The sequence below is a fragment of the Aquabacterium sp. OR-4 genome (genome assembly GCF_025290835.2).
Classification (GTDB): Bacteria; Pseudomonadota; Gammaproteobacteria; order Burkholderiales; family Burkholderiaceae_C; genus Pseudaquabacterium.
In genome coordinates this window covers 1439351-1464552 of record NZ_JAOCQD020000001.1, presented here as the reverse complement: position 1 = coordinate 1464552, position 25202 = coordinate 1439351, and the positions used below count along the sequence as shown (strand labels likewise).

Below are 25202 nucleotides of genomic sequence, written 5' to 3'. Positions count from 1 at the left end.
TCTGGCCCGGCTGCGCGGGGAGGGCGGTATCGGCCTGTTGCATTGGGGTGTGCATCTTGTCGCGGCGGCGGTGAGGGGTGGGCCGGGGGCGGCCCGGGGTTTCAGCGGCGGGGCACGCCAGGCAGCGCGCACAGCATCTCGTAGAGCAGGTTGGCGCCCAGCAGCGCGGTGTTGCCGCTGGGGTCGTAGGGCGGCGACACCTCCACCAGATCGGCGCCCACCAGGTTCAGGCCCTGGCAGCCGCGCACGATCTCGAGCGCCTGCGGCACCGTGAGGCCGCCGATCTCGGGCGTGCCGGTGCCGCCGGCATAGGCCGGGTCGATGCCGTCGATGTCGAAGCTGAGGTAGCAGGGCGCATCGCCAATCGTCTGCCTGACGCGTTGCATGAGCGGCGCCAGCGATTGCCACCACAGCTCGTGCGCCGGCACCACGGTAAAGCCCTGCTGGCGCGGCCAGTCGAAATCGTCGGCGGCATAACCGGTGCCGCGCAGGCCGATCTGGAACACCTTGTTGCCTTGCAGCAGACCTTCTTCCACCGCCCGGCGAAACGGCGTGCCGTGGGCCACCGGCTCGCCGAACATGTGCTCGTTGACATCGGCATGCGCGTCCACATGCACCATCGCCACCGGGCCGTGCCTTGCGGCCATGGCGCGCAGGATGGGCAGCGCGATGGTGTGGTCGCCGCCCAGGGTGAGCGGCACGCAGCCGGCATCGAGCACGCGGGCGTAGAAGGCCGTGATGATGGCCAGCGACTTCTCCAGCGAGTAGGTGTTGATCGGCACGTCGCCCAGGTCGGCCACCTGCAGGGCATCGAAGGGCGCGGCACCGGTGGCCATGTTGTAGGGGCGCAGCAGGGCCGATTCGGCACGGATGGCGCGCGGGCCGAAGCGGGCCCCCGGGCGGTGGCTGGTGCCGATGTCGAGCGGCACGCCGATGAAGGCCGCGTCCAGCCCCTCGGGCGAGGTGGCCAGCGGCAGCCGCATCATGCTGGCGATGCCGCCGAAGCGCGGCATGGCGTTGCCGCCCAGCGGCTGGTTGAGTTGGCGTTCTGTCGTCATGCGCGGCGGCCGCGGATCCATTCGAGAGTGAGCATCAGCCCCGTGGTGAAGATCGTCAGCAGCGTGGCCACCGCGGCGATGGTCGGGTTGATGTTCTCGCGGATGCCGGTGAACATCTGGCGCGGCAGCGTCACCTGCTCGGGGCCGGCGATGAACAGCGTGACCACCACCTCGTCGAACGAGGTGGCAAAGGCGAACAGCGCGCCGCTGATCACGCCCGGCGCGATCACCGGCAGCGTGACGCGGAAGAAGGTGGTCACCGGGTCAGCCCCCAGGCTCAAGCTGGCCCGCACCAGGTTGTGGTTGAAGCCCTGCAGCGTGGCCAGCACGGTGGTCACCACAAAGGGCGCGCCCAGCGCGGCATGCACGAGGATCAGGCCGATGTAGCTGTCGGCCAGGCCCAGGCGCGCAAAGAACAGGTAGCAGGCCACGCCCACCACCACGATGGGCACCACCATCGGCGCGATCAGCACGCTCATCAGCGCGCCCTTGCCGGGAAACTGCACGCGCGCCAGGCCCACGGCCGTGAGCGTGCCCAGCGTGGTGGCAATCAGCGTGGCGGCCGGGGCCACGATGAAGCTGTTCTTGGCGGCGCGCGCCCAGTCGGCGCTGGTGAAGAGGTTGTGGTACCACTGCAGGCTCCAGCCCGGCATCGGGTAGGCCAGAAAACTGCTGGCCGAGAAGCTCAGCGGCACGATCACCAGGATGGGCAGCAGCAGAAACACCAGCAGGCCGATGGCCACCAGGCGCAAGGCCCACCAGCCGGCCTTGTCGATGGGCGTGTAGTACGCCGGGAATTGAGGACGAAGCAGGGACAGGGTGCTCATGACGATCAACCAAGACTGAGTTCGGCCTTGGCCAGCTTGCGGTAGATGCCGTACAGCGCCAGCGTGGCCACCAGCAGCACGGCGCCCAGCGCGCAGGCCATGCCCCAGTTGATGTCGACGTTGGTGTACTGGGCGATGTAGTAGCTGAGCATCTGGTCATCGGCGCCGCCCAGCAGGGCCGGCGTGACGTAGTAGCCGATGGCCAGGATGAACACCAGCAGCGCGCCCGCGCCGATGCCGGCATAGGTCTGCGGCACGTACACCCGGAAGAAGGCCGCCAGCGGCGCACTGCCCAGCGACACCGCGGCGCGCAGGTAGGTGGGCGGCACGCTCTTCATCACGCTGTACAGCGGCAGGATCATGAAGGGCAGCAGGATGTGCACCATGGCGATGACCACGCCGGTGCGGTTGAACAGCAGGGCCAGCGGCTCCTGGATGATGCTTAAGCCCATCAGGCTCTTGTTGACCAGGCCCTCGCGCTGCAGCAGCACGATCCAGGCGGCCACGCGCACCAGGATGCTGGTCCAGAACGGCACCAGCACCAGGATCATCAGCAGGTTGGCGTGGCGGGCCTTGAGCGTGCTGAGCCAGTAGGCCAGCGGATAGGCCAGCAGCAGGCACCACAGCGTGACGGTGAGGCTGATCTCGAAGGTGCGCAGCAGGATGCGGCCGAACACGCGCTGGTCGGGCTCCACCCGCGCGATGCCGCCTTCGGGCTGGCGCTTCAGGTCGATGGCGGTCAGCAGGTAGTCGGGTGTCCAGCGGCTGACGTTCTTGGCGATCGCCTGCCAGTACTTGGCCTGGCCCCAGCGCTCATCCAGCGCCAGCATGCGCTGCTGCACCTCGGCGGCGGGCAGTGTGGCCGGCCAGGCCTGCGGGTCGCGCACGGCGCGGTAGGTGGCCATCACCAGCGAGCGGGCGCCCGAGGCCTCGGTATTGAGGCGGCGGGCCAGGCCGCCGGCCTTGGCGCCATCCTCGATGGCCGCCAGGTCGGCCGCCAGCGCGGCAAAGGCCGGCGCCGGCGGCGTGTCAAGGCGGTTCCAGCCCGACAAGGCCTCGCCGGTGCGTGGCAGGGCCGCGGCCACCTCGGGGTTCTCGACCGCGCGCAGCAGCAGCGCACCAATGGGCACCAGCAGCGTCACCAGCAAGAACAGCAGCAGCGGCAGCGTGAGCAGCACGGCCACCGTGCGCCGCCGGGTTTCGGCGCGGTGCAGCGATTGGCGCAACGCCGGTGAACCGATTGCGGGGAGGGCGGCTGTGCTCATGGCGGACAACTCACGCAGGGATGAAGAACCCGAGGCCAGGCCAGGCGCTTACTGCGCCGCCCAGGAGGCGAAGCGCTTTTCCAGTTCTTCGCCCTGGTCGGCCCAGAACTTGATGTTGAACTGCAGCGCGTCCTTGGCATTGGCCGGGGCGGTGGGCAGCTTCTCCAGCACCTTGGCATCCAGCTTGGCCAGGGCCTTGGTGTTGGTGGGGCCGTAGCTGATGTGGCGGGCGTACTCGGCCTGGGCGTCGGCGCTGGAGGCCAGCGCGATGAACTTCAGCGCCGCGTCCTTGTTGGGCGAGCCCTTGACGACGGTCCAGTAGTCGAGGTCGTAGATGCCGCCGGTCCAGGTGATCTTGAGGTTCTTGCCCTCGCGCTGGGCGGCGTCGATGCGGCCGTTGTAGGCGGTGGTCATGGCCACGTCGCCGGCCACCAGGAACTGCGGCGGCTGCGCGCCGGCTTCCCACCACTGGATGCTGGGCTTGAGCTCACCCAGCTTCTTGAAGGCGCGGTCGGCGCCGGCCTTGGTGGCGAGTTCCTTGTACACATCGGCCGGCTTCACGCCATCGGCCATCAGCGCGAACTCGAGGTTGTAGCGCGCGCCCTTGCGCAGGCCGCGCTTGCCGGCGAATTTCTTGGTGTCCCAGAAGTCGGCCCAGGTGGTGGGCGCGGTCTTGAACTTGTCGCCGTTGTAGGCCATCACGGTGGACCACACGAAGATGCCGATGCCGCACTCGTGGATGGCGGCCGGCGTGAAGTCGGCCTTGGCGCCGATCTTGGCGTAGTCGAGCTTCTCGAACAGGCCTTCGTCGCAACCGCGGGTGACGTCGGGGCTTTCCACCTCCACCACGTCCCAGCTGACCTTCTTGGTCTCGACCATGGCCTTGATCTTGGCCTGCTCGCCGTTGTACTCGACACCGGTGATCCTGGCGCCGGCGTTGGCCTTCTCGAAGGCCTCGACAAAGGCCTTCTTCTGCGCCGCGCCATTGGCGCCGCCGAAGTTCACGACCGTGAGGTTCTGCGCCAGCGCCGGGGCGGCGGGCAGGGCAAGCGCGGCGGCGGCCGCGGCAATGGCAGCGATGCGGGCAAAGGTCGTCATGGTCTTGGGCAACTCCTCTTGGCAAACAGCGGGGGGAAAAGAATCGAGCGGCGGGCGTGGCGCCGCGTCAGACGTACACGCGCAGGTAGGGCGTGGGAATGTGCAGCCACAGCGTCTGGCCAGCCACCGGCTGCTCGCCGGCCGCCAGCGGCAGCTTGACGGTGGCCTGCTCCTGGCCGGCCACGGCGCAGCGCAGGCGCAGGTGGTCGCCAAAATAGATCACGTCGTTGACGGCGGCCTTCAGCGTGTTGGCCAGGTTCTCGGGCGGCGTGAAGCGCGCCTCAATGCGCTCGGGCCGCACCGAGGCCACCACCGCGGCGCCCGGCAGCGCGGCGTTGACGTTGATGCCGGCCAGGCGCTCGCCGGTGGGCAGCACCAGCTCGCAGCTGCCGCCCTGGGCCGCGCCCAGCGTGCCGGTGAGCAGGGTGCTGTCGCCCACGAAACCGGCCACGAAGCGGTTGCTGGGTGTCTCGTACAGGCGCTCCACCGCGTCGATCTGCTGGATCTCGCCATCGTTGAACACTGCCACGCGGTCGCTCATGGTCAGGGCTTCGTGCTGGTCGTGGGTGACGTAGACGAAGGTCACGCCGAGCTGGCGGTGCAGCTCCTTCAGCTCGATCTGCATGTGCTCGCGCAGCTGCTTGTCGAGCGCGCCCAGCGGCTCGTCCATCAGCACCAGCTGCGGCTCGAATACCAGCGCGCGGGCCAGCGCCACCCGCTGCTGCTGGCCGCCCGACAACTGGCTGGGGTAGGCGCGGTCGCGCCCGCCCAGCTGCACCATGGCCAGGGCCTTGGTCACGCGGCTGGCGATCTCGGCCTTCGGGACATTGCGCACGGTGAGCGGGTAGGCCACGTTGTCGGCCACCGTCATGTGCGGAAACAGCGCGTAGTTCTGGAACACCATGCCGAAGTTGCGCTTGTGCGGCGGGGTGCGGGTGATGGGCACGCCATCGAGCGTGATCTCGCCGCCAGTGGGCGACTCGAAGCCCGCCAGCATCATCAGGCAGGTGGTCTTGCCCGAGCCCGAGGGGCCCAGCAGCGACAGGAACTCGCCGCGGCGGATGTCGAGATCGAGCGAGCGCACGACCAGCGTCTCGCCGTCATAGGTCTTCTGCACGCCACGAAAGGCGACCAGCGTATCAGTGCGTGTGAAGGCGTCGGGCGGCATGGCGGAGGGCTTGGCTACGGCGATGCGGACTGTAGGCGGCGCTGTCACACGGCCGCCATGTACAGACGCGACAGACAGTTTCGGCACTGTACCGGCCAGGGGGCCAATACACGCTCACCCGGATGGTGCGTGCCGAAACGAGACGTCCATGGCCAAGCGCCAGGCTGGTGCCTGGCGCTGCGGGGTGGTGCCTGCCGGGGGAATCAGGCCGGTTTTGGCGGCCAGTACAGGCCCGCGGCCAGCGCGGCGCGAATGGCCTCGCCATGCTCGTCCAGGCCCGGCGGCGGCAGCTCGGCCACCGGCCGTTCGTTGTCAAAACGCATCGGCGTGGGCACGCTGGGGATGCCGTGGTGCGAGATCTTCATGCCGCGGTGCTGCACCTGCGGATGCTCGAACACCTCGGGCAGCTCGAGGATGGGCGCGCAGGGCACGGCATTGGGCTCGAGCAGGGCGGTCCATTCGGCCGTGCTGCGGGTGAGCATCCATTCGGCCACCTGCGGCATCAGCAGGTCGCGGTGGCCGATGCGCCCGGCATTGGTGGCAAAGCGCTCGTCGCGCGCCACCTCGGGGTGGCCGGCCAGCTGGCAAAAGCGGGCGAACTGGCCGTCGTTGCCCACGGCCAGCACGATGTGCCCGTCTTGCGTGGCCAGCACCTGGTAGGGCACCACGTTGAGGTGGGCGTTGCCCATGCGCTTGGGCCGCAGGCCGCCAATCAGGTGGTTGCTGGCCTGGTTGGCCAGCATGGCCACCTGGGTGTCGAGCAGGGCCGCGTCGATGTGCCGGCCCACGCCGGTGCGGCCGCGCTCGATGATGGCGGCCAGCACCGCGGTGGTGGTGTACACACCGGTGAACAGGTCGGCCACCGCCACGCCCACCTTCTGCGGCTGGCTGCCGGGCACGCCGTCTTTCTCGCCGGTGACGCTCATCAGCCCGCCGGTGGCCTGGATGGCGAAGTCGTAGCCGGCGGCCGGCGCATACGGCCCGGTCTGGCCGTAGCCGGTGACCGAGGCGTAGATCAGCCGCGGGTTCAGCGCCTTCAGGCTGGCGTAGTCGAGCCCGTACTTGGCGAGCTGGCCGACCTTGTAGTTCTCGAGCACCACGTCGGCCTCGGTGGCCAGCTGGCGCACCAGGGCCGCGCCCTCGGGCGTGGCGATGTCGATGGCGATCGAGCGCTTGCCGCGGTTGGCGCTCAAGTAGTAGGCCGAGGTCTTGGTGGCCGGATCGCCCCACCAGGGCGGGCCCCAGCCGCGTGTGTCGTCACCGGCGCCGGGTCGCTCGACCTTGATCACATCGGCGCCGTAGTCGGCCAGCAGCTGGCCGCACCAGGGGCCGGCCAGCACGCGCGACAGATCGAGGACGCGGATGCCGTCCAGCAATTTAGGTCCAGTCAAGATGTCTCCTCATGCTCGGTGCAAGCCACCCAGCGACCGCCGTGGAACCGGCCCTGCCGGGCCACTGGCGGTGCCCCAGTCCCTGGGTTCAGGCGAGGCGGCGAAGCCGCTTCGGGGGGGCTCAGCTGAAAGCCTGGATGCCGGTGATGGCGCGGCCGAGGATCAGCGCATGGATGTCGTGCGTGCCCTCGTAGGTGTTCACCACCTCCAGGTTCACCAGATGGCGGGCCACGCCAAACTCGTCGCTGATGCCGTTGCCGCCCATCATGTCGCGCGCCAGGCGGGCGATGTCGAGTGCCTTGCCGCAGCTGTTGCGCTTCATGATGCTGGTGATCTCCACCGCGGCCGTGCCGGCGTCCTTCATGCGGCCCAGCTGCAGGCAGCCCTGCAGGCCGAGGGTGATCTCGGTCAGCATGTCGGCCAGCTTCTTCTGGATCAGCTGGTTGGCGGCCAGCGGGCGGCCGAACTGCTTGCGGTCGAGCACGTACTGGCGGGCGCGGTGGAAGCAGTCTTCAGCGGCACCCAGGGCGCCCCAGGCAATGCCGTAGCGCGCGCTGTTCAGGCAGGTGAACGGGCCCTTCAAGCCACGCACCTCGGGGAACGCGTTCTCGTCGGGGCAGAACACCTCGTCCATCACGATCTCGCCGGTGATGCTGGCGCGCAGGCCCACCTTGCTGTGGATGGCCGGGGCGCTGAGGCCCTTGGCGCCCTTCTCGAGGATGAAGCCGCGGATCGAGCCCGCGTCGTCCTTGGCCCAGACCACAAAAACATCGGCGATCGGGCTGTTGGTGATCCACATCTTGGCGCCGCTCAGGCTGTAGCCGCCCGGCACCTTCTTGGCGCGGGTGATCATGCTGCCGGGGTCGGAGCCATGGTTGGGCTCGGTCAGGCCGAAGCAGCCCACCCATTCGCCGGTGGCCAGCCTGGGCAGGTATTTCTGCTTCTGCGCCTCGGTGCCGAATTCGTTGATCGGCACCATCACCAGCGAGCTTTGCACGCTCATCATGCTGCGGTAGCCCGAATCCACCCGCTCCACCTCGCGCGCCACCAGGCCGTAGCACACGTAGTTGAGGCCGGCGCCGCCGTACTCGGTGGGGATGGTGGCGCCCAGCAGGCCCAGGCTGCCCATCTCGGTGAAGATCTCGCGGTCGGTGCGCTCGTGGCGGAAGGCCTCGGTCACGCGCGGCAGCAGTTGCTCCTGACAGTAGGCGCGAGCGGCGTCGCGCACGGCGCGTTCATCGTCGCTGAGCTGGCTGTCCAGGTGCAGCGGGTCGTCCCATTGGAACTTGGCAGAGGTGGCGGCCATGGTCTGTCTCTTCGTTGGAGGAGTCGTTGATGGCGCCGATTGTGGTGGCGTGGATGAATAGCTGTCTAATATTGATTACCGATTGATCAATAGGGTCTGCGAATTCATGGAACTGCGCCATCTGCGCTGCTTTGTCGCGCTGGCCGAAGAGCGGCACTTTGGCCGCGCCGCCGCGCGCCTGGCCATGACCCAGCCGCCGCTGACCACCGCCATCCAGCAGCTGGAGGCCTCGGTGGGCGCGCGCCTGTTCGAGCGCAACAGCCGCGGCGTGGCCATCACCACGGCCGGTGCGGCACTGCTGCCGCGTGCACTGAGCCTGCTGGAGCAGGCCGCCGCCGCGGCGCGCGAGGCCCGCGACGTGGGCCTGGGCTTGGCCGGCAGCCTGCGCATCGGTTTTGCCGGCACGGTGCTGTACCGCGGCCTGCCGCAGGTGCTGCGCAACTTTGCCGCCGCGCACCCGCGCCTGCGCCTGAGCCTGCACGAGCTGAGCTCGGCCGAGCAACTGGCCGAGCTGGCGCAAGACCGGCTCGACCTCGGCTTTGTGCACACGCCGCGCGTGCCGCCGGGCTTTTCGCAGATCCTGCTGTCGAGCCAGCCGTTCATGGCCTGCCTGCCCGCCGGGCATGTGCTGGCCGGCAAGGCGGCGGAGGGGGCACCGCCGCTGGATCTGCGCCAACTGGCCGGCGAGCCTTTCGCGCTGATCATGCGGGCGGTGTCACCCGACTACCACGACCGCATCCTGGCGGCCTGCGCCGCGGCCGGCTTCGAGCCCGAGGCGCGTTTCGAGCTGCGCCACTGGCTCAGCGTGGTGTCGGTCATTGCCCAGGGCTTGGGCGTGGGCCTGGTGCCGGCCGCGCTGCAGCAGGCCGGCCTGCCGGGCGTCAGCTTTCGCCCGCTGGCCGCACCGCTGGCGCCCTACGACACGCACTGCCTGTGGCGCACGCAGCGTGATCTGGCGGCGCTGCAGGCTTTTCTGGATGCCGTGCGCGGCGTCGCCGAGAGCGGCCCTCCGTCGCGCCGGGCCGCCCCAAGGGACTGAGCACCCCCTCGGGTGGGCACAGGCGCGCAGCGAGCTTCGGGCCGGTGGCTTCAGGCCAGCTGGTCGAACAGGCCCGACAGGATGGCCAGGCCTTCGGCCAGCAGCTCGTCCGACGCGGTCAGCGGCACCAGGATGCGGATCACGTTGGCATACACGCCGCACGACAGCAGGATCAGCCCGGCCTGGGCCGCGGCCTTGACGATGGCCGAGGTCAGCGCCGCATCGGGGCGCCTGGCGTCACCGTCCTGGCACAGCTCGATGGCGATCATGGCGCCCAGGCCGCGCACGTCGGCAATCACCTTGTGTTTCGCGGCGATGGCTTTCAGGCCGTCGGTCAGCAGGGCACCCACGGCGCGGCTGCGGGCCAGCAGGTCGTCGCGCTCGAAGCTTTCCAGCACCGCCAGCGCCGCGGCCGTGGCCAGCGGGTTGCCGGCATAGGTGCCGCCCAGGCCGCCGGGGCCGGGCGCGTCCATGATCTCGGCACGGCCGATCACCGCGCTCAGCGGCATGCCGCCGGCCAGGCTCTTGGCCATGGTGATGAGGTCGGGCTGGGCCTCGGGGCCCCATTGCTCGCAGGCCAGCCAGGTGCCGGTGCGGCCGGCGCCGGTCTGCACCTCGTCGGCGATCAGCACGATGCCGTGCTGGTCGCACAGCCGGCGCAGCGCGATGGCAAATTCCACCGGCGCGGCATAGAAGCCACCTTCGCCCTGCACCGGCTCGAGGATGATGGCCGCCACGCGTGCCGCTTCGACGTCGTACTTGAAGATGGCTTCGATCGAGGCCAGCGCGTCGGCCACGCTCACGCCGTGCATCGCGCAGGGAAACTTGGCGTGGTAGATCTCGGCCGGGAAGGGGCCGAAGCCGGCCTTGTACGGCGCCACCTTGCCGGTCAGCGCCATGCCCATCAGCGTGCGGCCATGGAAGCCGCCGCCAAAGGCGATCACCGCCGCGCGCTTGGTGTAGGCGCGCGCCACCTTGACGGCGTTTTCCACCGCTTCGGCGCCGGTGGTCATGAAGAAGCTCTTCTTGGCGAAATCGCCCGGCGCCTTGGCATTCAGGCGCTCGGCCAGCTCCACATAGCTCTCATAGGCCAGCACCTGGAAGCAGGTGTGGGTGAAACGGCCCAGCTGCTGCTGCACCGCGGCCACCAGGGCCGGGTGGCGGTGGCCGGTGTTGAGCACCGCGATGCCGCCGGCGAAGTCGATGTAGCGCTTGCCTTCCACGTCCCACACCTCGGCGTTTTCGGCGCGGTCGACGAAGATCTCGTGGCTCTGGCCCAGGCCGGCGGGCAGGGCGGCGCGGCGGCGCGCCATCAGCAGCTGGTTGGTGCGGGCGGCGTCTTGAAGGGCGGAATCGCGTTGCATGGGGGCCTCGTGTGCAAGGGGGCGGGCGGATCGATGGCAGGCCGATCCGGGGCAGGGCGCCGGCCGTGGCTGCAGCATGGGCCTCACTCTAGGCAGTGCAGCCGGGCGCTACCATGTACAGGCCGGGCCGCCGCGCCGATGCACTGTGCAGGCGCTGTCACCGGTACAGATCGGCCTCGTGCCTGGCTTTCTTGCAGTTTCTGCGCGGCGTGCATCCACGCCGTGTCCCGTCCCGATGTTCACCTTGAATCCGCAGTCGTCCGTGCCGCTCGTCGTCCAGATCGTCGAGGGGCTGAGCCGGCTGATCGAGGACGGCTCGCTGCGCGCCGGCACCAAGGTGCCGTCGATCCGCCAGTTCGCACATGCGCACGAGGTCAGCGTGTTCACCGTGGTCGAGGCCTACGACCGCCTGGTGGCCCAGGGCTGGCTGGTGTCGCGGCCGCATTCGGGCTTCTTTGTGCGCCGCCGCGTGGGCGCAGCCGCCGCCGGCCGGCCCAGCGAGCCGCAGCAGCCGGGTGGCGCGGGCTTCGACGCCATGTGGTACCTGCGCAAGATCTTCGAGAACCGCCACCTGTCGATGAAACCGGGCTGCGGCTGGCTGCCGGGCGACTGGCTGTTCGGCGACGGCCTGAAGCGCAGCCTGCGTGGCCTGGCCGGTGACGACCTCGATCTGGGCGGCTACGGCGACCCCAAGGGCTACCCCGATCTGCGCCGCCTGATCCGCGACACCCTGGCCGAGCAGGAGATCGCCGTCACGCCCGAGCAGGTGCTGCTGACCCAGGGCTCGAGCCAGGCGCTCGACCTGGCCGCACGCCGCCTGGTGCGTCCGGGCGATGTGGTGCTGGTGGACGACCCCGGCTACGCCAACCTGCTGTTCTGCCTGCGCTTCATGGGTGCGCAGCTGGTGGGCGTGCCGCGCACCGCGGCCGGCTACGACCTGCCGGCGCTGGAGGCGCTGCTGGCCCGGCACAAGCCGCGGGTGTTCTTCACCCAGCCGCGGCTGCAAAGCCCCACTGGCTCGGTGGCCCAGCTGTCGCACCTGCACCGCGTGCTGCAGCTGGCCGAAAAGCACGACTTCGTCATCGTCGAGAACGACATCTATGCCGATCTCGACCCGGCACCGCGCCCCTCGCTGGCCAGCCTGGACCAGCTGGCGCGGGTGATCCATGTCAGCAGCTTCTCCAAGACCATCTCGCCCAATCTGCGCGTGGGCTACCTGGTGGCCGATCCCGACCTGGTGGAAGACCTGGCGCAGCTGAAGATGACCGCCGGCCTCACCTCGTCGGAGTTCACCGAGCGCCTGGTCTACGGCGCGCTCACCGAGGGCCGCTGGCGCAAGCACCTCAAGGCGCTGCGCGAGCGCCTGGGCCAGGCCCACGAGCGCGTGGCCTCGCGCCTGGCCGACCTGGGTTTCGAGACCTTTGCCGAGCCCAAGGCCGGCATGTTCTTGTGGGCGCGGCATGCCGACATGCCCGATTCGGCAGTGACGGCCAACATGGCCGCCGAGCACGACATCCTGCTGGGCCCCGGCCACCTGTTCTCGGCCACGCTGGAGCCCACGGCCTGGATGCGCTTCAACGTCGCCTTTTGCGAGGACGAGCGGGTGTTCGCCTTCCTCGAAAGCCGGCGCCTCGCAGCCTGAGCTGCGGCCGGCACCCGGCCCCACCGCCCAGGGCCTAAAATCGCGGGTTTCGTGCGCCCAGCCGGCGCGCAGCGCGACCGCACCCTCGACCACCTCTACAGGCACCGCCCGACCCGATGAAAGCCGCCGAGATCCGCTCCACGTTCCTGAAGTTCTTCGAGTCGAAGGGCCATGCCATCGTTGCCAGCTCGCCGGTGATCCCCGGCGACGACCCGACGCTGCTGTTCACCAACGCCGGCATGAACCAGTTCAAGGACGTGTTCCTGGGCTTCGACAAGCGGCCCTACAGCCGTGCCACCACCAGCCAGAAGTGCATCCGGGCCGGTGGCAAGCACAACGACCTGGACAACGTGGGCTACACCGCGCGGCACCACACCTTCTTCGAGATGCTGGGCAACTTCAGCTTCGGCGACTACTTCAAGAAGGACGCGATCAGCTACGCCTGGGAGCTGCTGACGGTGCACTTCAAGCTGCCGTCCGACAAGCTGTGGGTCACCGTCTATGCCGAGGACGACGAGGCCTACGAGATCTGGAACAAGGTGGTGGGCGTGCCCGCCGAGCGCATCGTGCGCATCGGCGACAACAAGGGCGGCCGCTACATGTCCGACAACTTCTGGATGATGGGCGACACCGGGCCCTGCGGCCCCTGCACCGAGATCTTCTTCGACCACGGCCCCGACGTGGCCGGCGGCCCCCCGGGCAGCCCCAACGAAGACGGTGACCGCTACATCGAGATCTGGAACAACGTGTTCATGCAGTTCAATCGCACCGAGGACGGTGTGATGCACAAGCTGCCCAAGCCCAGCGTGGACACCGGCATGGGCCTCGAGCGCCTGGCCGCGGTGCTGCAGCATGTGCACAGCAACTACGAGATCGACCTGTTCGCCAAGCTGCTGGGTGCCGCCAAGCTGGCCGTCGACAGCGCCTCGCCGGCCGGCAACGACTGTGACGCCACCAGCCCCAGCCTGAAGGTCATTGCCGACCACATCCGCGCCTGCAGCTTCATCGTCACCGACGGCGTGATCCCCGGCAACGAAGGCCGCGGCTACGTGCTGCGCCGCATCGCCCGCCGCGCCATCCGCCACGGCTACAAGCTGGGCGCGCGCAAGCCCTTCTTCCACACCCTGGTCAAGGCCCTGGCCGCCGAGATGGGCGAGGCCTATCCCGAGCTGGCGCGCGACGCCCAGCGCGTCACCGAGGTGCTGAAGACCGAGGAAGAGCGCTTCTTCCAGACCATCCATCACGGCATGGAGATCCTGGAAGCCGCGCTGGCCGCGATGGCCGGTTCGGGCAGCCAGACCATCGACGGCGACACCGCCTTCAAGCTGCACGACACCTTCGGCTTTCCGGTCGACCTGACCGCTGACGTGTGCCGCGAGCGCGGCGTGGCGGTGGACGAAGCCGGCTTCCAGGCCGCGATGAACCGCCAGCGCGAACAGGCGCGTGCCGCCGCCAAGTTCAAGATGGCCGCCGGCCTCAGCTACGACGGCCTGCCCACCACCTTTCACGGCTACGAGCACCTGGTGTGTGAAACCGCCAAGGTGGTGGCGCTCTACATCGACGGCAGCCCGGTGCAGCAGGCCAAGGCCGGCGACGATGTGGTGATCGTGCTCGACCACACGCCGTTCTACGCTGAAAGCGGCGGCCAGGTGGGCGACACCGGCGAGCTGCGCAACACCGCCGCCCGCGTGCTGGTGGAAGACACCACCAAGATCCAGGCCGATGTGGCTGGCCACCAGTGCCGCGTGCTGGAAGGCGCCATCGCCGTGGGCGACAGCTTCGTGGCCCGTGTGGATGCCGAGCGCCGCGCCAAGACCATCCGCAACCACAGCGCCACCCACCTGATGCACAAGGCTCTGCGCGAGGTGCTGGGCGGCCATGTGCAGCAGAAGGGCTCGCTGGTCACGCCCGAGCGCACGCGCTTCGACTTTGCCCACAACGCACCGGTCAGCGACGCCGAGGTGCGCCGCATCGAGGCCATCGTCAACGCCGAGATCCTGGCCAATGCCGGCACGCAAGCCCAGGTGATGGCCATTGACGACGCGCAAAAGAGCGGCGCGATGATGCTGTTTGGCGAGAAGTACGGCGAGACCGTGCGCGTGCTCAGCATCGGCAACAGCAAGGAGCTGTGCGGCGGCGTGCACGTGCGCGCCACGGGCGACATCGGCCTGTTCAAGGTGGTGGCCGAAAGCGGCGTGGCCGCCGGCGTGCGCCGCATCGAGGCCGTGACCGGCGACAACGCGCTGGCCTACCTGCAGCAGCTGGAAAGCACCGTGGGCGGCGTTGCCGGCACGCTGAAGGTCACGCCCACCGAGGTGCCGGCGCGCGTGAACGCCGTGCTCGAGCAGCTGCGTGCGCTCGAGAAGGAGCTGGCCGCGCTGAAGGGCAAGCTGGCCTCGTCGCAGGGCGATGGCCTGCTGGCCCAGGCGGTGGACGTGAAGGGCCTGAAGGTCTTGGCCGCGGTGCTGGAGGGCGCCGATGCCGCCACGCTGCGCACCACCATGGACCAGCTGAAGAACAAGCTCAAGACCGCCGCCATCGTGCTGGCCGCAGTGGATGGCGGCAAGGTGCAGCTGGCCGCCGGCGTCACCGCCGACAGCCTGGGCAAGCTCAAGGCCGGCGAGCTGGTGAACTTTGTGGCCCAGCAGGTGGGTGGCAAGGGCGGCGGCAAGCCCGACATGGCCATGGCCGGCGGCACCGACGCGGCCAGCCTGCCGGCGGCGCTGGCCAGCGTCTCGGGCTGGGTGGCCGAGCGGCTCTGAGCCCCGGCCTCGGCTGGCTTGTTGAGACGGCAAGGGGCGCTTCGGCGCCCTTTGCCGTTTCTCGGGGGTCACCTGCTTGCCGGCCAACGGGGCGCATGTCATCCTGTAAAAACTTGTGCGAGGACAGCTGCCCAGCAGCGACCGCGTTGGGAATGGATCAGCAACCCCTGGAGCCACCACCATGCCCATCGCTTCCGATCGCCCGAAGATCTTTGTCAGCTACGCCCACACCGACAAGGAATGGCTCGAGCGCATGCACGTGCACCTCAAGCCGCTGGAGCGCTCACACAACGTCGAGCTGTGGACCGACCAGAAGATCGGCGTGGGCAAGCGCTGGCTCGACGAGATCCAGAACGCGCTCGACGACTCGCATGTGGCCGTGCTGCTGGTGTCGGCACACTTCCTGGCCTCCGACTTCATCGCCGATGGCGAACTGCCGCCGCTGCTGCAGAAGGCCGAGCAGGAGGGCACGCGCATCATGCCGGTCATCGTGGGCAGTTGCGACTTCCGCGGCCACCCCGAACTCGGCGCGTTCCAGAGCGCCAACGATCCCGAGCAGCCGCTGCAGGCGCTGAACCCGGTGCAGGTCGACCAGGTGTTCGTCAAGCTCAAGCGCGCCATCGAGGAGGCACTGGCCGAGCAAGCCGCTCTCGACCAGGCCGCCGCAGTGGACGACGGCAGCGAAGACGAGGCCGACGGCGACGACAACGAACTCGCCGACTGGGCGCTGGAGCTCACCGACCACCTCGATGCGCTGCTCGACAGCGAAGAGGTGGCCGCGGTCAGGGTGTTCGCGCACGAGGGCCGCAACTCGGTGCAGATGCTGGCCTTTGGCCTGGCGCAAGACGATGACGGCGTGCTGCACGTGACGCTCGAGGTGGCCGGCAATGCCGACCTGCCCGAGTTTCTGCAGCTGCCGGTTGCCGTGCGCCAGCGCATGGCGCGCGAGTTTGGCGTCGAGCGCGACCGCGACCCCAACGCCGCCGGCGTGTGCGACTGCGGCCCGATCGACGAGGCCGAGGCCTGCCAGCTGCGCGACCTGGCCTGCAGCCTGCTCGAGCAGGTGTTCGGTCTGCCCACCAGCGAGGTGGGCATCGCCTCCGAGGCCGTCTCGGCCTGACACGCGGTGGCTGGGCTTGCTGCGCAAGCCGCTGCACGGGTGTCGGGCGGCGTTGCCCGAACCACGCCGAGCCCGCGCGCGACGCTTCATTCACACCGGGCTCGTGATGCGGCCTGCGCAGCCGCCCGGGCGTTGACGGCCGCGGTGGGCGCCGGCAACACTCGGGCGCTGGAGGATCCTGATGAGCTTTGACGCGCCCCTGAACATTCGCCGCGCCACCCCGGCCGATGCGCCCGGCTTCACCCGCATCATGGGCCACCCCGAGGTGCTGCCCTATCTGATGCAGGTGCCCTACGTGGTGGAGGAGCGGCTCAAGACCCTGCTCACCGAGCAGCAAACCCCGGGCAAGACCGATCTGATGCTGGTGGCCGAGCGCGCCGACGCGCATGGCGAGCCGGCCATCGTGGGCACCTGCGGCCTGCATCCGGTGGGCCTGCAGCTGCGCCGGCGCCACGTGATGATGCTGGGCCTGTCGGTGGCGCCCGAGGCGCAAGGGCAGGGCGTAGGCCGGGCACTGATGACCGCGCTGCTGGACTACGCCGACCGCTGGGCCCAGGTGCTGCGCCTGGAGCTGCAGGTGTTTGCCGACAACCAGCGCGCCATCGCCCTGTACGAATCGCTGGGCTTTCGCTGCGAGGGCCGGCACATCGGCTATGCCCTGCGCGACGGGCAGTACGTCGACTCGCTGTCGATGGCGCGCCTGCATCCCCGGCCACCGGTCTGGCCACCGCAGGGCGCCTGAACCCAGCCGCGCTGCGCCGCACGGCCGCCGTCTGCGGGCGCTCAGCAGCGACAATGCGCGCCTCATCTGCCTTTTTTTGACCCGCGCCGCTGCGCCGCCACCATGACCTCAACCCGCCGCCCCGCACCGGCCCGCCGCCCATGAGCCGCGCCCCCCGCAACGCCACCGAGGCGCAGATCGAGGCGCTGGAGCAGTTGTGCGAGCGCCTGGCCGGCTTTGGCGCCGACACCTCGCTCGAATGGCTCGATGGCTACATGACCGCCATCGCCTCCAGCCGCCGCGCCATCGCCATCGACGAATGGCTGCCCAAGGCCTTTGGCGATGCCTTCGAGCGCACCTTCGCCGATCCGCAGGACGAAGCCGCCGCCCGCGCCACGCTGCAGACCCATGCCGACCTGCTGGCCAGCCAGCTCGATGCCGAGGCCATGCTCGATGCGCCCGACAACCTGCGCCTGGCGCCGCTGATGGCCAGCTACGACGACGCCGCGCGCGCCGAAATGGTGGCCGGCGGGCATGCCACCGAAGAAGAAGCCCGCGACCTGCTGCAGACCGGTGCACTGTGGTCCGAAGGCTTCCAGCAGGCGGTGGAGCACTTTGCCGAAGACTGGCCTGAACCCGATCCCGAAAGCGACGAGGGCGTGTGGTTCGACAGCTGCATGGTCCGCGTGCTGGCGCTCACGCTGCCGCAAAAGGAGCTGGCCGAGCACCTGCAGGACGAGTACCCGGGCGAAACGCTGGAGCGCGACCAGATCGTCGACGAGGCCTGCTTCGCGATCCAGGATCTGCGGGTCTACTGGCTCGAGCATGCACCCAAGCCCGAGACCCGGCGCGTCGAGGCCAAGACCGGCCGCAACGACCCCTGTCCCTGCGGCAGCGGCAAGAAGTTCAAGAAGTGCCACGGCGCCTGAGCCTTTGATCCACCTGCCGCCAGGCGGCCGTGCAGGGGCCCGACCGGCCGCTGCCGGTGGCCCTGCGCCAGACTTGCGGAACCGAGCCTGATGTCCATCCCCGTTCCCCATCGACCGCAGCCGCTGGGCGGCCGCCACATCCTGCTGGGCCTGTCAGGCGGCATCGCCTGCTACAAGTCGGCCGAGCTGGTGCGCGAACTGGGCCGCGCCGGCGCCAGCGTGCAGGTGGTGATGACCGAGGCCGCCTGCCAGTTCATCACCCCGGTGACCATGCAGGCGCTCTCGGGCCTGCCCGTTGCGCTGAGCCAGTGGGACGCGCGCGAGCCCAACAACATGGCGCACATCAACCTCAGCCGCGAGGCCGACGCCATCCTGATTGCGCCGGCCTCGGCCGACTTCATCGCCAAGCTGGCGCAGGGCCGGGCCGATGAGCTGCTGTCGCTGCTGTGCCTGGCGCGGCCGCAATCGGCCGATGCCGCCATCGGCCGCAGCGTGCCGCTGCTGCTGGCCCCGGCCATGAACCGCGAGATGTGGCTGCACCCGGCCACGCAGCGCAACCTGCGCCAGGTGGTGGCCGACGGCGCCGTGCTGGTCGGCCCCGGCCATGGCGACCAGGCCTGTGGCGAGGTGGGTGACGGCCGCATGCTTGAAGCTACTGAACTGCGCGACGAGCTGATCGCGTTCTTCCAGCCCAAGCTGCTGGCCGGCAAGCGCCTGCTGATCACCGCCGGCCCCACCTTCGAGGCCATCGATCCGGTGCGCGGCATCACCAACCTGTCATCGGGCAAGATGGGCTTTGCCATCGCACGCGCCGCGCAGGAGGCCGGCGCCGACGTCACCCTGGTGGCCGGCCCGGTGGCGCTCGATACGCCGCGCCATGTGCGCCGCATCGATGTGAAGAGCGCGCAGCAGATGCACGATGCCGTGCTGCCGCTGGCCGCTGCGCAGCATGTGTTCGTGGCCACTGCCGCGGTGGCCGACTGGCGCCCCACGGCCAGCGCCGGCGAGAAGATCAAGAAAGACGGCTCGGGCCAGGTGCCCGCCATCTCGTTCACCGAGAACCCCGACATCCTGGCCGCCGTGGCCCGCCTGGCCGCCGCGCCTTACTGCGTGGGCTTCGCCGCCGAAAGCCACGAGCTGGCACGCCATGCCCGCGAAAAACGCCTGCGCAAGGGCGTGCCGCTGATCGTGGGCAACCTGGGCCCGGCCACCTTCGGCCGCGACGACAACACCCTGCTGCTGGTTGACGAGACCGGCGAACGCGAACTGCCCACCGCCGACAAGCTGAGCCTGGCCCGCGCGCTGGTGCACGAGATCGCCCATCGGCTCGGGTGCGCACCGGGGAGCCCGTGAGTGTGAATGCACTGCACTGGCCGGGCCTGGACTGGCTGGCCCTGGCGGGCGGTGGCAACCGCTGCGGGTGGCAGGCCGGCGCCCTGGACGATTTAGCGAGGTTCGGCGCACGCTTGCCGCAGGGCCTGAGCGGTACCCGTGCCGGCGCCGCCATTGGCGCCGCCGTTTTTGCCTGCGCGGCGGCGGTCAGGCCAATGGCCATGGATGGTGGCGACACCGACAACGCGCCCGTGCCCGTGCCCGATGCCGCGCGCCAGCCAGCGACCCAGGCTCTGGTGATGCCGACGCGTCATGACCCCGGGCGACCGCCGCTGTTTCGTGAGCTTGGCCGAACCTGCTGGCAGCCCAGCCAGCCCGTGCCTGTTTCAACCTGGGATTGCCGCCGGGGCACGCCCGTGAAGGCCGCTTGGGAGCTGGGCCGCAGCGATGCCGCGGCCTTGCTGTCACGGGGCTGCGTGACGCTCAGCTGACAAGTCCCCACCTCGACTGACCCATGATGAACTGCATCGATCTCAAGATCCTCGACCCCCGCATGGCCGAGCACCTGCCCGCCTACGCCACGCCGGGCAGCGCCGGCCTCGATCTGCGCGCCTGCATCGCCGCGCCGCTCAGCCTGGCCCCGGGCCAGTGCGAGCTGATTCCCACTGGCATCGCCATCCACATTGGCGATCCCGGTCTGGCGGCCATGATCCTGCCGCGCTCGGGCCTGGGCCACAAGAACGGCATCGTGCTGGGCAATCTGGTGGGCCTGATCGACAGCGACTACCAGGGCCCGCTGATGGTGAGCTGCTGGAACCGCGGCAACGCGGCCTTCACGCTCGAACCGATGGCGCGCCTCGCGCAGCTGGTGATCGTTCCGGTGGTGCAGGCCACGTTCAGGCGGGTGGATGACTTCACCGCCTCGCAGCGTGGCGAAGGCGGCTTCGGCTCGACCGGCAGGGCCTGAACCGGGGGTGACCCTGCGTACCCGCAGGGCCTGGTGCGCCATGCCAGCGGGCCGAGCGCCGGGCAGCTCCCAAGCCGGTCCGCACCCGCCCGGCGGGTGGCCCTGCGTACCCGCAGGGGCGGGTGCGCCATGCCAGCGGGCCGAGCGCCGGGCCGCTCCCAAGCCGGCCCGCACCCGCCCGGCGGGTGGCCCTGCGTACCCGCAGGGCCGGGTGCGCCATGACTAATGCAGATGGGGCGGCGTCTGCGCCGTGGGCACCACGCTCAGCAAGCTCTCTGCCACCGAGCCGGCTTCGGCTTCGGCATCGGTGGCTTCGCGCACGGCAAGCACCTTGACGTGCAGGTTCAGCGACACGCCAGCCAGCGGGTGGTTGCCATCCAGCACCACATGCGAGGTGTAGATCTCGGTCACGGTGTAGATCAGCTCGGGCGGCATGCCCACGGTGGCGGCGCCTTCGGGCAGGCCATCGAACTGCATTCCTTCTTCCACGCCCTCGGGAAACACCGCGCGGTCTTCAAAACACACCAGCTGCGCGTCATAGTCGCCGAAGGCGTGTTCGGGCTCGAGGTGCAGGTCGGTCTCGAAACCGGCTTCCTGGCCGGCCAGGGTTTCTTCCAGCTTGGGCAGCAGGTCGTCGCCGCCGTAGAAGAACTCCATCGGTTCGAGCAATTCATCGATGGCCTGTCCCTGGGCATCGGCCAGGGTCCATGTCAGGCTCACCACACAAGGGGCTTGGATCAACATCCAGGCATGATCGCACAAGCCGCATGACGCCCGGCCGCGGTGACAATGCCGCGCCATGGATGTGAACCAACCCACGGCGCTGCTGGGCGGCCTGTCGCCCGAGCGCTTCATGCGCCGCCATTGGCAAAAGAAACCGCTGCTGGTGCGCCAGGCCTGGCCCGGCGTGCAGCCGCCGTTGAGCCGCTCGGCGCTGTTTGATCTGGCCGGGCAGGAGGGCGTTGAAAGCCGCCTGCTGACGCAGCTGGATGCGCGCGGCAAGCCGGGCTGGCAGTTGCGGCACGGCCCGTTCACGCGGCGCCAGATCCCGCCCGTCGGCAAGCCGGGCTGGACCCTGCTGCTGCAGGGCCTGGATCTGCACCTGGACGCGGCGCACCGCATGCTGGCGCCGTTTCGCTTCGTGCCCGACGCGCGGCTCGATGACCTGATGATCTCCTACGCCAGCGATGGCGGCGGCGTCGGCGCGCACCTCGATTCGTACGACGTGTTCCTGCTGCAGGTGCACGGCCGCCGGCGCTGGCGCTTCGGCCCGGTGAAGGACCGCAGCCTGGTGCCCGGCTTGCCGGTGCGCATCCTGGCCAACTTCGAGCCCACCGAAGAACATGTGCTCGAGCCCGGTGACATGCTCTACCTGCCGCCGCTGTGGGGTCACGATGGCGTGGCCGAAGGCGAGTGCATGACCTGCTCGGTGGGCTTTCGCGCCGCCACCGCCACCACGCTGGCGCAAGACCTGCTGCAACGCCTGGCCGATGACCTCGAGCCGCCACCGCCGGGCGTGCGCGAGGCCATCTACCGCGATCCCGGCCATGGCGCCACCACCACGCCCGGGCGCCTGCCCACTACGCTGCGCGAGTTTGCGATCGCCTCGCTCGAGCGTGCGCTGGCCGACCCGCAGGCCCTTGACCGGGTGCTGGGTGCCGCCGTGACCGACCCCAAGCCGCAGGTCTGGTTCGAGGCTGGCGTGGCGGTGGGCGAGGGCGCCGGCGTGCGCCTGGATCGCCGCACGCGCATGGCCTACGACGAGCACCACGTGTTCATCAATGGCGAAGCCTTTGAAGCCAGCGGCCGCGACGCCAGGCTGATGCGCCAGCTGGCCGATGCCCGTGAGCTGGCACCGGCCGAGGTGGCGCGGCTGGGCGAGGGCGCGCGCGGCCTGCTCGACGACTGGGCCGAGGCCGGCTGGCTGCATCAGCAGCTGGCTGGTTGATTCATCGGCTGACATACCGTAGCCATGAATCCCCCAGAGCCACCATCCGGCCCGCCGGGCGATCCACTGGCGGCGCCCTTGGCCGATACCGTGCTGACCGGGCGCGCAGCGTGGGTCGATACCTTGCGCAGCACCTTGTGCCAGCTGGGCCATGGCCACGCCGGCGCGGCAGGCGCGGCAAACCCTTCAGGCCAAGCTGGGGGTGGCGTGGCCGTGCGGCCCGTGCTGCTGTGGAGCCGCGACTTCGCCGAATGGCCGCTGGGCGAGCCGGCCGTGCTGGACAGTCTGGGCCGGTGGCTGCGCGCTCCGGGCCGGCGTCTGGTGTTCATCGGCCACGATTACGCGGCAACAGCGCGGATCTTCCCCAGGCTGGAGCGCTGGCGCCGCGATTGGGCGCACCGCATCGATGCCTGGTCGCCCACGCTGCCCGTTGAGGACGAAGCCCCGAGTCTGCTGCTGGCCGGCCCAGTGGGGCTGCAGCTGCTCGACGGCACGCATTGGCGCAGCCGGGTGGTGCGGCAAGCTGCGCTGTTGCGTGCCCAATGGGAGCAAACTGATGCGTGTTTGCAACGCTGCGCACCGGCGTGGCCGGTGACCACGCTGGGTTTATAGGGACGTTCCCTAGTATGGCTATAATGGCGGGCTAGTCCCAGAAGGGCTCGAGCTTTCTGGGTCTGGTTTACGGCGGATCTGTTTCGATGGATGCGTCGGATCCTATTACCGGTAATTGTTGATCGATCCATTTTTAGAGGACAAACCAAATGAACAAGTCGCTCCTGCTGGCTTCGCTGATCGCTGCTGCTGCCCTGACCGCCTGCGGCAAGAAGGAAGAGGCGCCCGCCGCCGCTCCCGCTCCCGCCGCTGTCGTCGCCCCCGTGGTTGACGCTGCTGCTTCGGCCGCCGCTGCCGCCGCTTCGGGCGCTGCTGCTGTGGCTTCTGGCGCCGCTGCCGTGGCCGACGCTGCCGCTTCGGCTGCCGCCACCGCTGCCAGCAAGTAAGCTGCTGCTGCGTTGCGGCTTTCAGCCGCAGGCGAAAAAAAGCCGCCCTTCGGGGCGGCTTTTTTCATGGCGCGACGCGCAAGCCTCGGCATCGCGCTGCCAGCGCGACTCAGCGTTTCAGCGCGTCACAGTGACCGAGAAGCGCACCGCGCCGTAGGCATCACAGCCGGCAGTGGCGCATTGCGCGCGCCCGGCAAAGACCGAACCGCTGGCCGTGTGGCCCTGCGCCAGCGTGGCGGCCGCGGAGCCGGTGGGCAGTTTCTGGAACCAGGTCTCGCGCACCAGGCCCAGCGCCGAGAAATCACGCGGGTTCTCGGACACCAGGGCCAGGAAGTACTCCTCGCCCGCAGGCTCGGTGGTGTCGAGCGGCCAGTTCGCCTGCGGCAGCGTGAGAGCCTGCCCGGCGCGCACCCGGTTCTGCGTGGCCTGGCTGTTGGGATAGAGCAGCAGCCATGTGCCATCGCCACTGGCCGAGTACACATACAGGTAGCCGTCGCGCGCCGAGCGCACGGTGAACACCAGGCGGTCCTTGCCGATGCGCAGGCTGGGCTGCTGGGCGCCGGCCTGCACATCGAAGCCCGCGCTGCGGCCCTGCAGGATGCGGTCGAACTCGCTCACCGGGCTCCAGGTGGACGCCGGCCCGGCCGGCGCCACGGTGGCGGCCGGTGCCGGCGCCGCCGGTGCAGGGTTGGCCAGCGGGGCGGCGGGCATGGCGGCCGGTGCCGGACTGCGCTGCTGCAGCCACAGGGCGCCGGCACCGGCCAGCAGCACCAGGCTGCCGACACCGGCCCACAGCAGCTTCGGGCTGCCCTTGGCCTCGGCGCCGGCCGCTGCGTGCGGGCCGGTGTCGATGCTGGGCATGGCCTTGTGGGCCACCGGGGGCATCACGGTGACCGGCGGCGGCGCCGCCGGCGGGCGGCTCGACGGCACGATCACGGTCACGCCGCCGGCACCGCCACCATCGATGGCAATCGCCTGGCGCAGGGCCTGCACCGATTCGGTCCGCTCATCGGGGCGCACCCGCAGGCCGTCGTCGATGGCTTGCAGAAAACCGGCCGAATAGCGGCCCGCCGCGGCACGCACCAGGGGCACATAGCTGTCCTGCACCGTGCGGCCCACGGCGGCCGGCGGCTTGGTGCCGGTGATGGCGGCGTAGACCACCGCGCACAAGGCATACACGTCGGTCCAGGGGCCCTGCTTCATGCCGGGCACCTCGGCGTACTGCTCGACCGGGGCATAGCCTGGCTTGAGGATGGCCGTGAGGGCCTGCGTGGCATCGCTGATGACCATGCGCGCGGCGCCGAAATCAAGCAGCAGCGGCTTGCCGGAGCCAGCCAGCAGCAGGATGTTGTCGGGCGCGATGTCGCGGTGGTAGCAGCGCTCGGCGTGCAGCACGCCCAGCGCCTCGGTCAGCGGCGCCAGCAGGGCCATCAGCCAGCGTTCGTCGGGCGGTGCGCCCAGGGCCTTGAGCGTGGCCTTCAGCGTGGTGCCTTCGTAGAACGGCATCACCATGTAGGCCGTGCCGTTGGCCTGCCAGAAGCGGTAGACCTTGAGCAGCGCCGGGTGGTCGAACTGCGCCAGCATGCGCGCTTCTTGCAAAAAGCCGTCGAGGCCGGCATTGAACAGCGCACGGTCGCGCTCGGCCTTGACCACCACCTCCAGCCCGTCGCCACGGGCTGCCAGCGTGGCCGGCATGTATTCCTTGATCGCCACCCGGCGCTGCAGCATGTGGTCCTGCACCAGGTAGACGATGCCGAAACCGCCTTCGCCAATGACCTTGAGCACCTCGAACTCGGCCATGCGCGTGCCCACCGGCAAGGCATTGCCGATGGCAGCCGGCCGGCTGGCCGCCGCGCGCGGAATGATCTGGGTGGGCGCCCAGGCCTGCGCATCGGCCGGATTCGGCGTGGCTGCCGGGCGCGGCGATGGGTCAGGGGCGGGCGATGTCATCGGGTGCAGCTTGGGCGATCAATCTTGCCGATTGTTGCGCATGCCGGTCACGCTGCCGCCCCCCGATCAGCCGGGTTGTCCGTGCCCCGTGGGACGCCGCCGTGGCGTCGTGGGCGCCGGCCTTGGGCCGATCGGCAGGGTGGTGGGCTTGGGGCGCTCCGGCCGGCACGGGCAGCGCGCGTGGCGCGATGTCCATAGGGATCGTGCGGTATGGCAGCGAACACTCTGCTGGGATGAAGTTGCGCCTGTTCTCGTGGGATGCGTCCAACGGATACACGTTTATCATTGTTTTGCACCCATGGCATCGCGCCTGCGGA

Annotated in this window: 22 protein-coding genes; 12 read left to right on the top strand and 10 right to left on the bottom strand. The window is 69.7% G+C overall.

Translation table 11 applies throughout. The features are described 5' to 3' along the window. Positions 1–101: 101 nt before the first annotated feature. The 7 genes from speB to N4G63_RS06205 form a co-directional block, all read right to left on the bottom strand. A complete protein-coding gene (gene speB / locus N4G63_RS06235) occupies positions 102–1058 on the bottom strand; it encodes an agmatinase (RefSeq protein ID WP_260785575.1) in 957 nt (318 codons plus the stop codon). Then, positions 1055–1885: an ABC transporter permease gene (locus N4G63_RS06230; RefSeq protein WP_260785576.1), complete on the bottom strand. Its 831-nt coding sequence runs from the start codon at positions 1883–1885 to the stop codon at positions 1055–1057. Before N4G63_RS06230 ends, speB begins: the two co-directional genes overlap by 4 nt. A gap of 5 nt (positions 1886–1890) precedes the next feature. Next, positions 1891–3150: an ABC transporter permease gene (locus N4G63_RS06225; protein WP_260785577.1), complete on the bottom strand. Its 1260-nt coding sequence runs from the start codon at positions 3148–3150 to the stop codon at positions 1891–1893. 48 nt (positions 3151–3198) lie between these two features. After that, a complete protein-coding gene (locus N4G63_RS06220; RefSeq protein ID WP_314599474.1) occupies positions 3199–4248 on the bottom strand; it encodes an ABC transporter substrate-binding protein in 1050 nt (349 codons plus the stop codon). Positions 4249–4315: 67 nt separating this feature from the next. Further along, complete coding sequence (locus N4G63_RS06215) at positions 4316–5416, bottom strand: ABC transporter ATP-binding protein (protein ID WP_260785578.1); 1101 nt, start codon at positions 5414–5416, stop codon at positions 4316–4318. A 203-nt stretch (positions 5417–5619) separates the two neighbouring features. Next, the gene (locus tag N4G63_RS06210; protein WP_260785579.1) at positions 5620–6807 is read right to left on the bottom strand and encodes a CaiB/BaiF CoA transferase family protein; all 1188 of its coding nucleotides are present in this window, start codon (positions 6805–6807) and stop codon (positions 5620–5622) included. A 121-nt stretch (positions 6808–6928) separates the two neighbouring features. After that, positions 6929–8113, bottom strand: coding sequence for an acyl-CoA dehydrogenase (locus N4G63_RS06205; RefSeq protein WP_260785580.1), 1185 nt, complete (start codon positions 8111–8113; stop codon positions 6929–6931). A gap of 106 nt (positions 8114–8219) precedes the next feature. Between N4G63_RS06205 and N4G63_RS06200 the strand changes: the two genes are divergently transcribed. After that, on the top strand, positions 8220–9152 hold the full coding sequence (locus tag N4G63_RS06200; protein WP_260785581.1) for a LysR family transcriptional regulator: 933 nt from the start codon (positions 8220–8222) through the stop codon (positions 9150–9152). A gap of 50 nt (positions 9153–9202) precedes the next feature. On the opposite strand, the gene gabT is transcribed toward N4G63_RS06200, so the two are convergent. Then, complete coding sequence (gene gabT, locus N4G63_RS06195; protein ID WP_260785582.1) at positions 9203–10516, bottom strand: 4-aminobutyrate--2-oxoglutarate transaminase; 1314 nt, start codon at positions 10514–10516, stop codon at positions 9203–9205. 235 nt (positions 10517–10751) lie between these two features. On the opposite strand from gabT, the gene N4G63_RS06190 reads away from it, so the two are divergent. From N4G63_RS06190 to dut, 8 genes are all read left to right on the top strand, one after another. Further along, positions 10752–12158: an aminotransferase-like domain-containing protein gene (locus N4G63_RS06190; protein WP_260785583.1), complete on the top strand. Its 1407-nt coding sequence runs from the start codon at positions 10752–10754 to the stop codon at positions 12156–12158. A gap of 116 nt (positions 12159–12274) precedes the next feature. Next, positions 12275–14920: an alanine--tRNA ligase gene (alaS, locus tag N4G63_RS06185; RefSeq protein WP_260785584.1), complete on the top strand. Its 2646-nt coding sequence runs from the start codon at positions 12275–12277 to the stop codon at positions 14918–14920. A gap of 181 nt (positions 14921–15101) precedes the next feature. Next, positions 15102–16040 carry a toll/interleukin-1 receptor domain-containing protein gene (locus tag N4G63_RS06180; RefSeq protein WP_260785585.1) on the top strand — a complete coding sequence of 313 codons (939 nt, stop codon included), beginning with the start codon at positions 15102–15104 and terminating at the stop codon, positions 16038–16040. A gap of 181 nt (positions 16041–16221) precedes the next feature. Further along, complete coding sequence (locus N4G63_RS06175; protein WP_260785586.1) at positions 16222–16782, top strand: GNAT family N-acetyltransferase; 561 nt, start codon at positions 16222–16224, stop codon at positions 16780–16782. A gap of 140 nt (positions 16783–16922) precedes the next feature. After that, positions 16923–17690, top strand: coding sequence for a YecA/YgfB family protein (locus tag N4G63_RS06170; protein ID WP_314599473.1), 768 nt, complete (start codon positions 16923–16925; stop codon positions 17688–17690). Between the two features lie 90 nt (positions 17691–17780). Then, positions 17781–19043, top strand: coding sequence for a bifunctional phosphopantothenoylcysteine decarboxylase/phosphopantothenate--cysteine ligase CoaBC (gene coaBC / locus N4G63_RS06165; RefSeq protein WP_260785588.1), 1263 nt, complete (start codon positions 17781–17783; stop codon positions 19041–19043). A 2-nt stretch (positions 19044–19045) separates the two neighbouring features. Then, complete coding sequence (locus N4G63_RS06160; RefSeq protein ID WP_314599472.1) at positions 19046–19513, top strand: patatin-like phospholipase domain-containing protein; 468 nt, start codon at positions 19046–19048, stop codon at positions 19511–19513. A gap of 26 nt (positions 19514–19539) precedes the next feature. Continuing rightward, the gene (gene dut, locus N4G63_RS06155) at positions 19540–19989 is read left to right on the top strand and encodes a dUTP diphosphatase (protein ID WP_260785590.1); all 450 of its coding nucleotides are present in this window, start codon (positions 19540–19542) and stop codon (positions 19987–19989) included. A gap of 222 nt (positions 19990–20211) precedes the next feature. Here dut and N4G63_RS06150 read toward each other — a convergent pair whose 3' ends face one another. Then, a complete protein-coding gene (locus N4G63_RS06150) occupies positions 20212–20733 on the bottom strand; it encodes an FKBP-type peptidyl-prolyl cis-trans isomerase (protein WP_260785591.1) in 522 nt (173 codons plus the stop codon). Positions 20734–20788: 55 nt separating this feature from the next. Between N4G63_RS06150 and N4G63_RS06145 the strand changes: the two genes are divergently transcribed. The 3 genes from N4G63_RS06145 (at position 20789) to N4G63_RS06135 (ending at position 22935) form a co-directional block, all read left to right on the top strand. Then, the gene (locus N4G63_RS06145) at positions 20789–21937 is read left to right on the top strand and encodes a JmjC domain-containing protein (protein ID WP_260785592.1); all 1149 of its coding nucleotides are present in this window, start codon (positions 20789–20791) and stop codon (positions 21935–21937) included. Between the two features lie 78 nt (positions 21938–22015). Continuing rightward, positions 22016–22549 (top strand): hypothetical protein, encoded by a 534-nt coding sequence (locus N4G63_RS06140; protein WP_260785593.1) that lies wholly within the window; start codon positions 22016–22018, stop codon positions 22547–22549. 149 nt (positions 22550–22698) lie between these two features. Beyond that, positions 22699–22935, top strand: coding sequence for a hypothetical protein (locus tag N4G63_RS06135; RefSeq protein ID WP_260785594.1), 237 nt, complete (start codon positions 22699–22701; stop codon positions 22933–22935). Positions 22936–23052: 117 nt separating this feature from the next. Here the strand turns inward: N4G63_RS06135 and N4G63_RS06130 are convergent, their stop codons facing one another. Next, a complete protein-coding gene (locus tag N4G63_RS06130) occupies positions 23053–24885 on the bottom strand; it encodes a serine/threonine-protein kinase (protein ID WP_260785595.1) in 1833 nt (610 codons plus the stop codon). Positions 24886–25202 lie beyond the last annotated feature (317 nt).

Bases quoted from the DNA above. Each gene is read 5' to 3' on its own strand.
- speB (WP_260785575.1), bottom strand. From the start codon at position 1,058: ATGACGACAGAACGCCAACTCAACCAGCCGCTGGGCGGCAACGCCATG.
- N4G63_RS06230 (WP_260785576.1), bottom strand. From the start codon at position 1,885: ATGAGCACCCTGTCCCTGCTTCGTCCTCAATTCCCGGCGTACTACACG.
- N4G63_RS06225 (WP_260785577.1), bottom strand. From the start codon at position 3,150: ATGAGCACAGCCGCCCTCCCCGCAATCGGTTCACCGGCGTTGCGCCAA.
- N4G63_RS06220 (WP_314599474.1), bottom strand. From the start codon at position 4,248: ATGACGACCTTTGCCCGCATCGCTGCCATTGCCGCGGCCGCCGCCGCG.
- N4G63_RS06215 (WP_260785578.1), bottom strand. From the start codon at position 5,416: ATGCCGCCCGACGCCTTCACACGCACTGATACGCTGGTCGCCTTTCGT.
- N4G63_RS06205 (WP_260785580.1), bottom strand. From the start codon at position 8,113: ATGGCCGCCACCTCTGCCAAGTTCCAATGGGACGACCCGCTGCACCTG.
- N4G63_RS06200 (WP_260785581.1), top strand. From the start codon at position 8,220: ATGGAACTGCGCCATCTGCGCTGCTTTGTCGCGCTGGCCGAAGAGCGG.
- gabT (WP_260785582.1), bottom strand. From the start codon at position 10,516: ATGCAACGCGATTCCGCCCTTCAAGACGCCGCCCGCACCAACCAGCTG.
- N4G63_RS06190 (WP_260785583.1), top strand. From the start codon at position 10,752: ATGTTCACCTTGAATCCGCAGTCGTCCGTGCCGCTCGTCGTCCAGATC.
- alaS (WP_260785584.1), top strand. From the start codon at position 12,275: ATGAAAGCCGCCGAGATCCGCTCCACGTTCCTGAAGTTCTTCGAGTCG.
- N4G63_RS06180 (WP_260785585.1), top strand. From the start codon at position 15,102: ATGCCCATCGCTTCCGATCGCCCGAAGATCTTTGTCAGCTACGCCCAC.
- N4G63_RS06175 (WP_260785586.1), top strand. From the start codon at position 16,222: ATGAGCTTTGACGCGCCCCTGAACATTCGCCGCGCCACCCCGGCCGAT.
- N4G63_RS06170 (WP_314599473.1), top strand. From the start codon at position 16,923: ATGAGCCGCGCCCCCCGCAACGCCACCGAGGCGCAGATCGAGGCGCTG.
- coaBC (WP_260785588.1), top strand. From the start codon at position 17,781: ATGTCCATCCCCGTTCCCCATCGACCGCAGCCGCTGGGCGGCCGCCAC.
- dut (WP_260785590.1), top strand. From the start codon at position 19,540: ATGAACTGCATCGATCTCAAGATCCTCGACCCCCGCATGGCCGAGCAC.
- N4G63_RS06150 (WP_260785591.1), bottom strand. From the start codon at position 20,733: ATGTTGATCCAAGCCCCTTGTGTGGTGAGCCTGACATGGACCCTGGCC.
- N4G63_RS06145 (WP_260785592.1), top strand. From the start codon at position 20,789: ATGGATGTGAACCAACCCACGGCGCTGCTGGGCGGCCTGTCGCCCGAG.
- N4G63_RS06135 (WP_260785594.1), top strand. From the start codon at position 22,699: ATGAACAAGTCGCTCCTGCTGGCTTCGCTGATCGCTGCTGCTGCCCTG.
- N4G63_RS06130 (WP_260785595.1), bottom strand. From the start codon at position 24,885: ATGACATCGCCCGCCCCTGACCCATCGCCGCGCCCGGCAGCCACGCCG.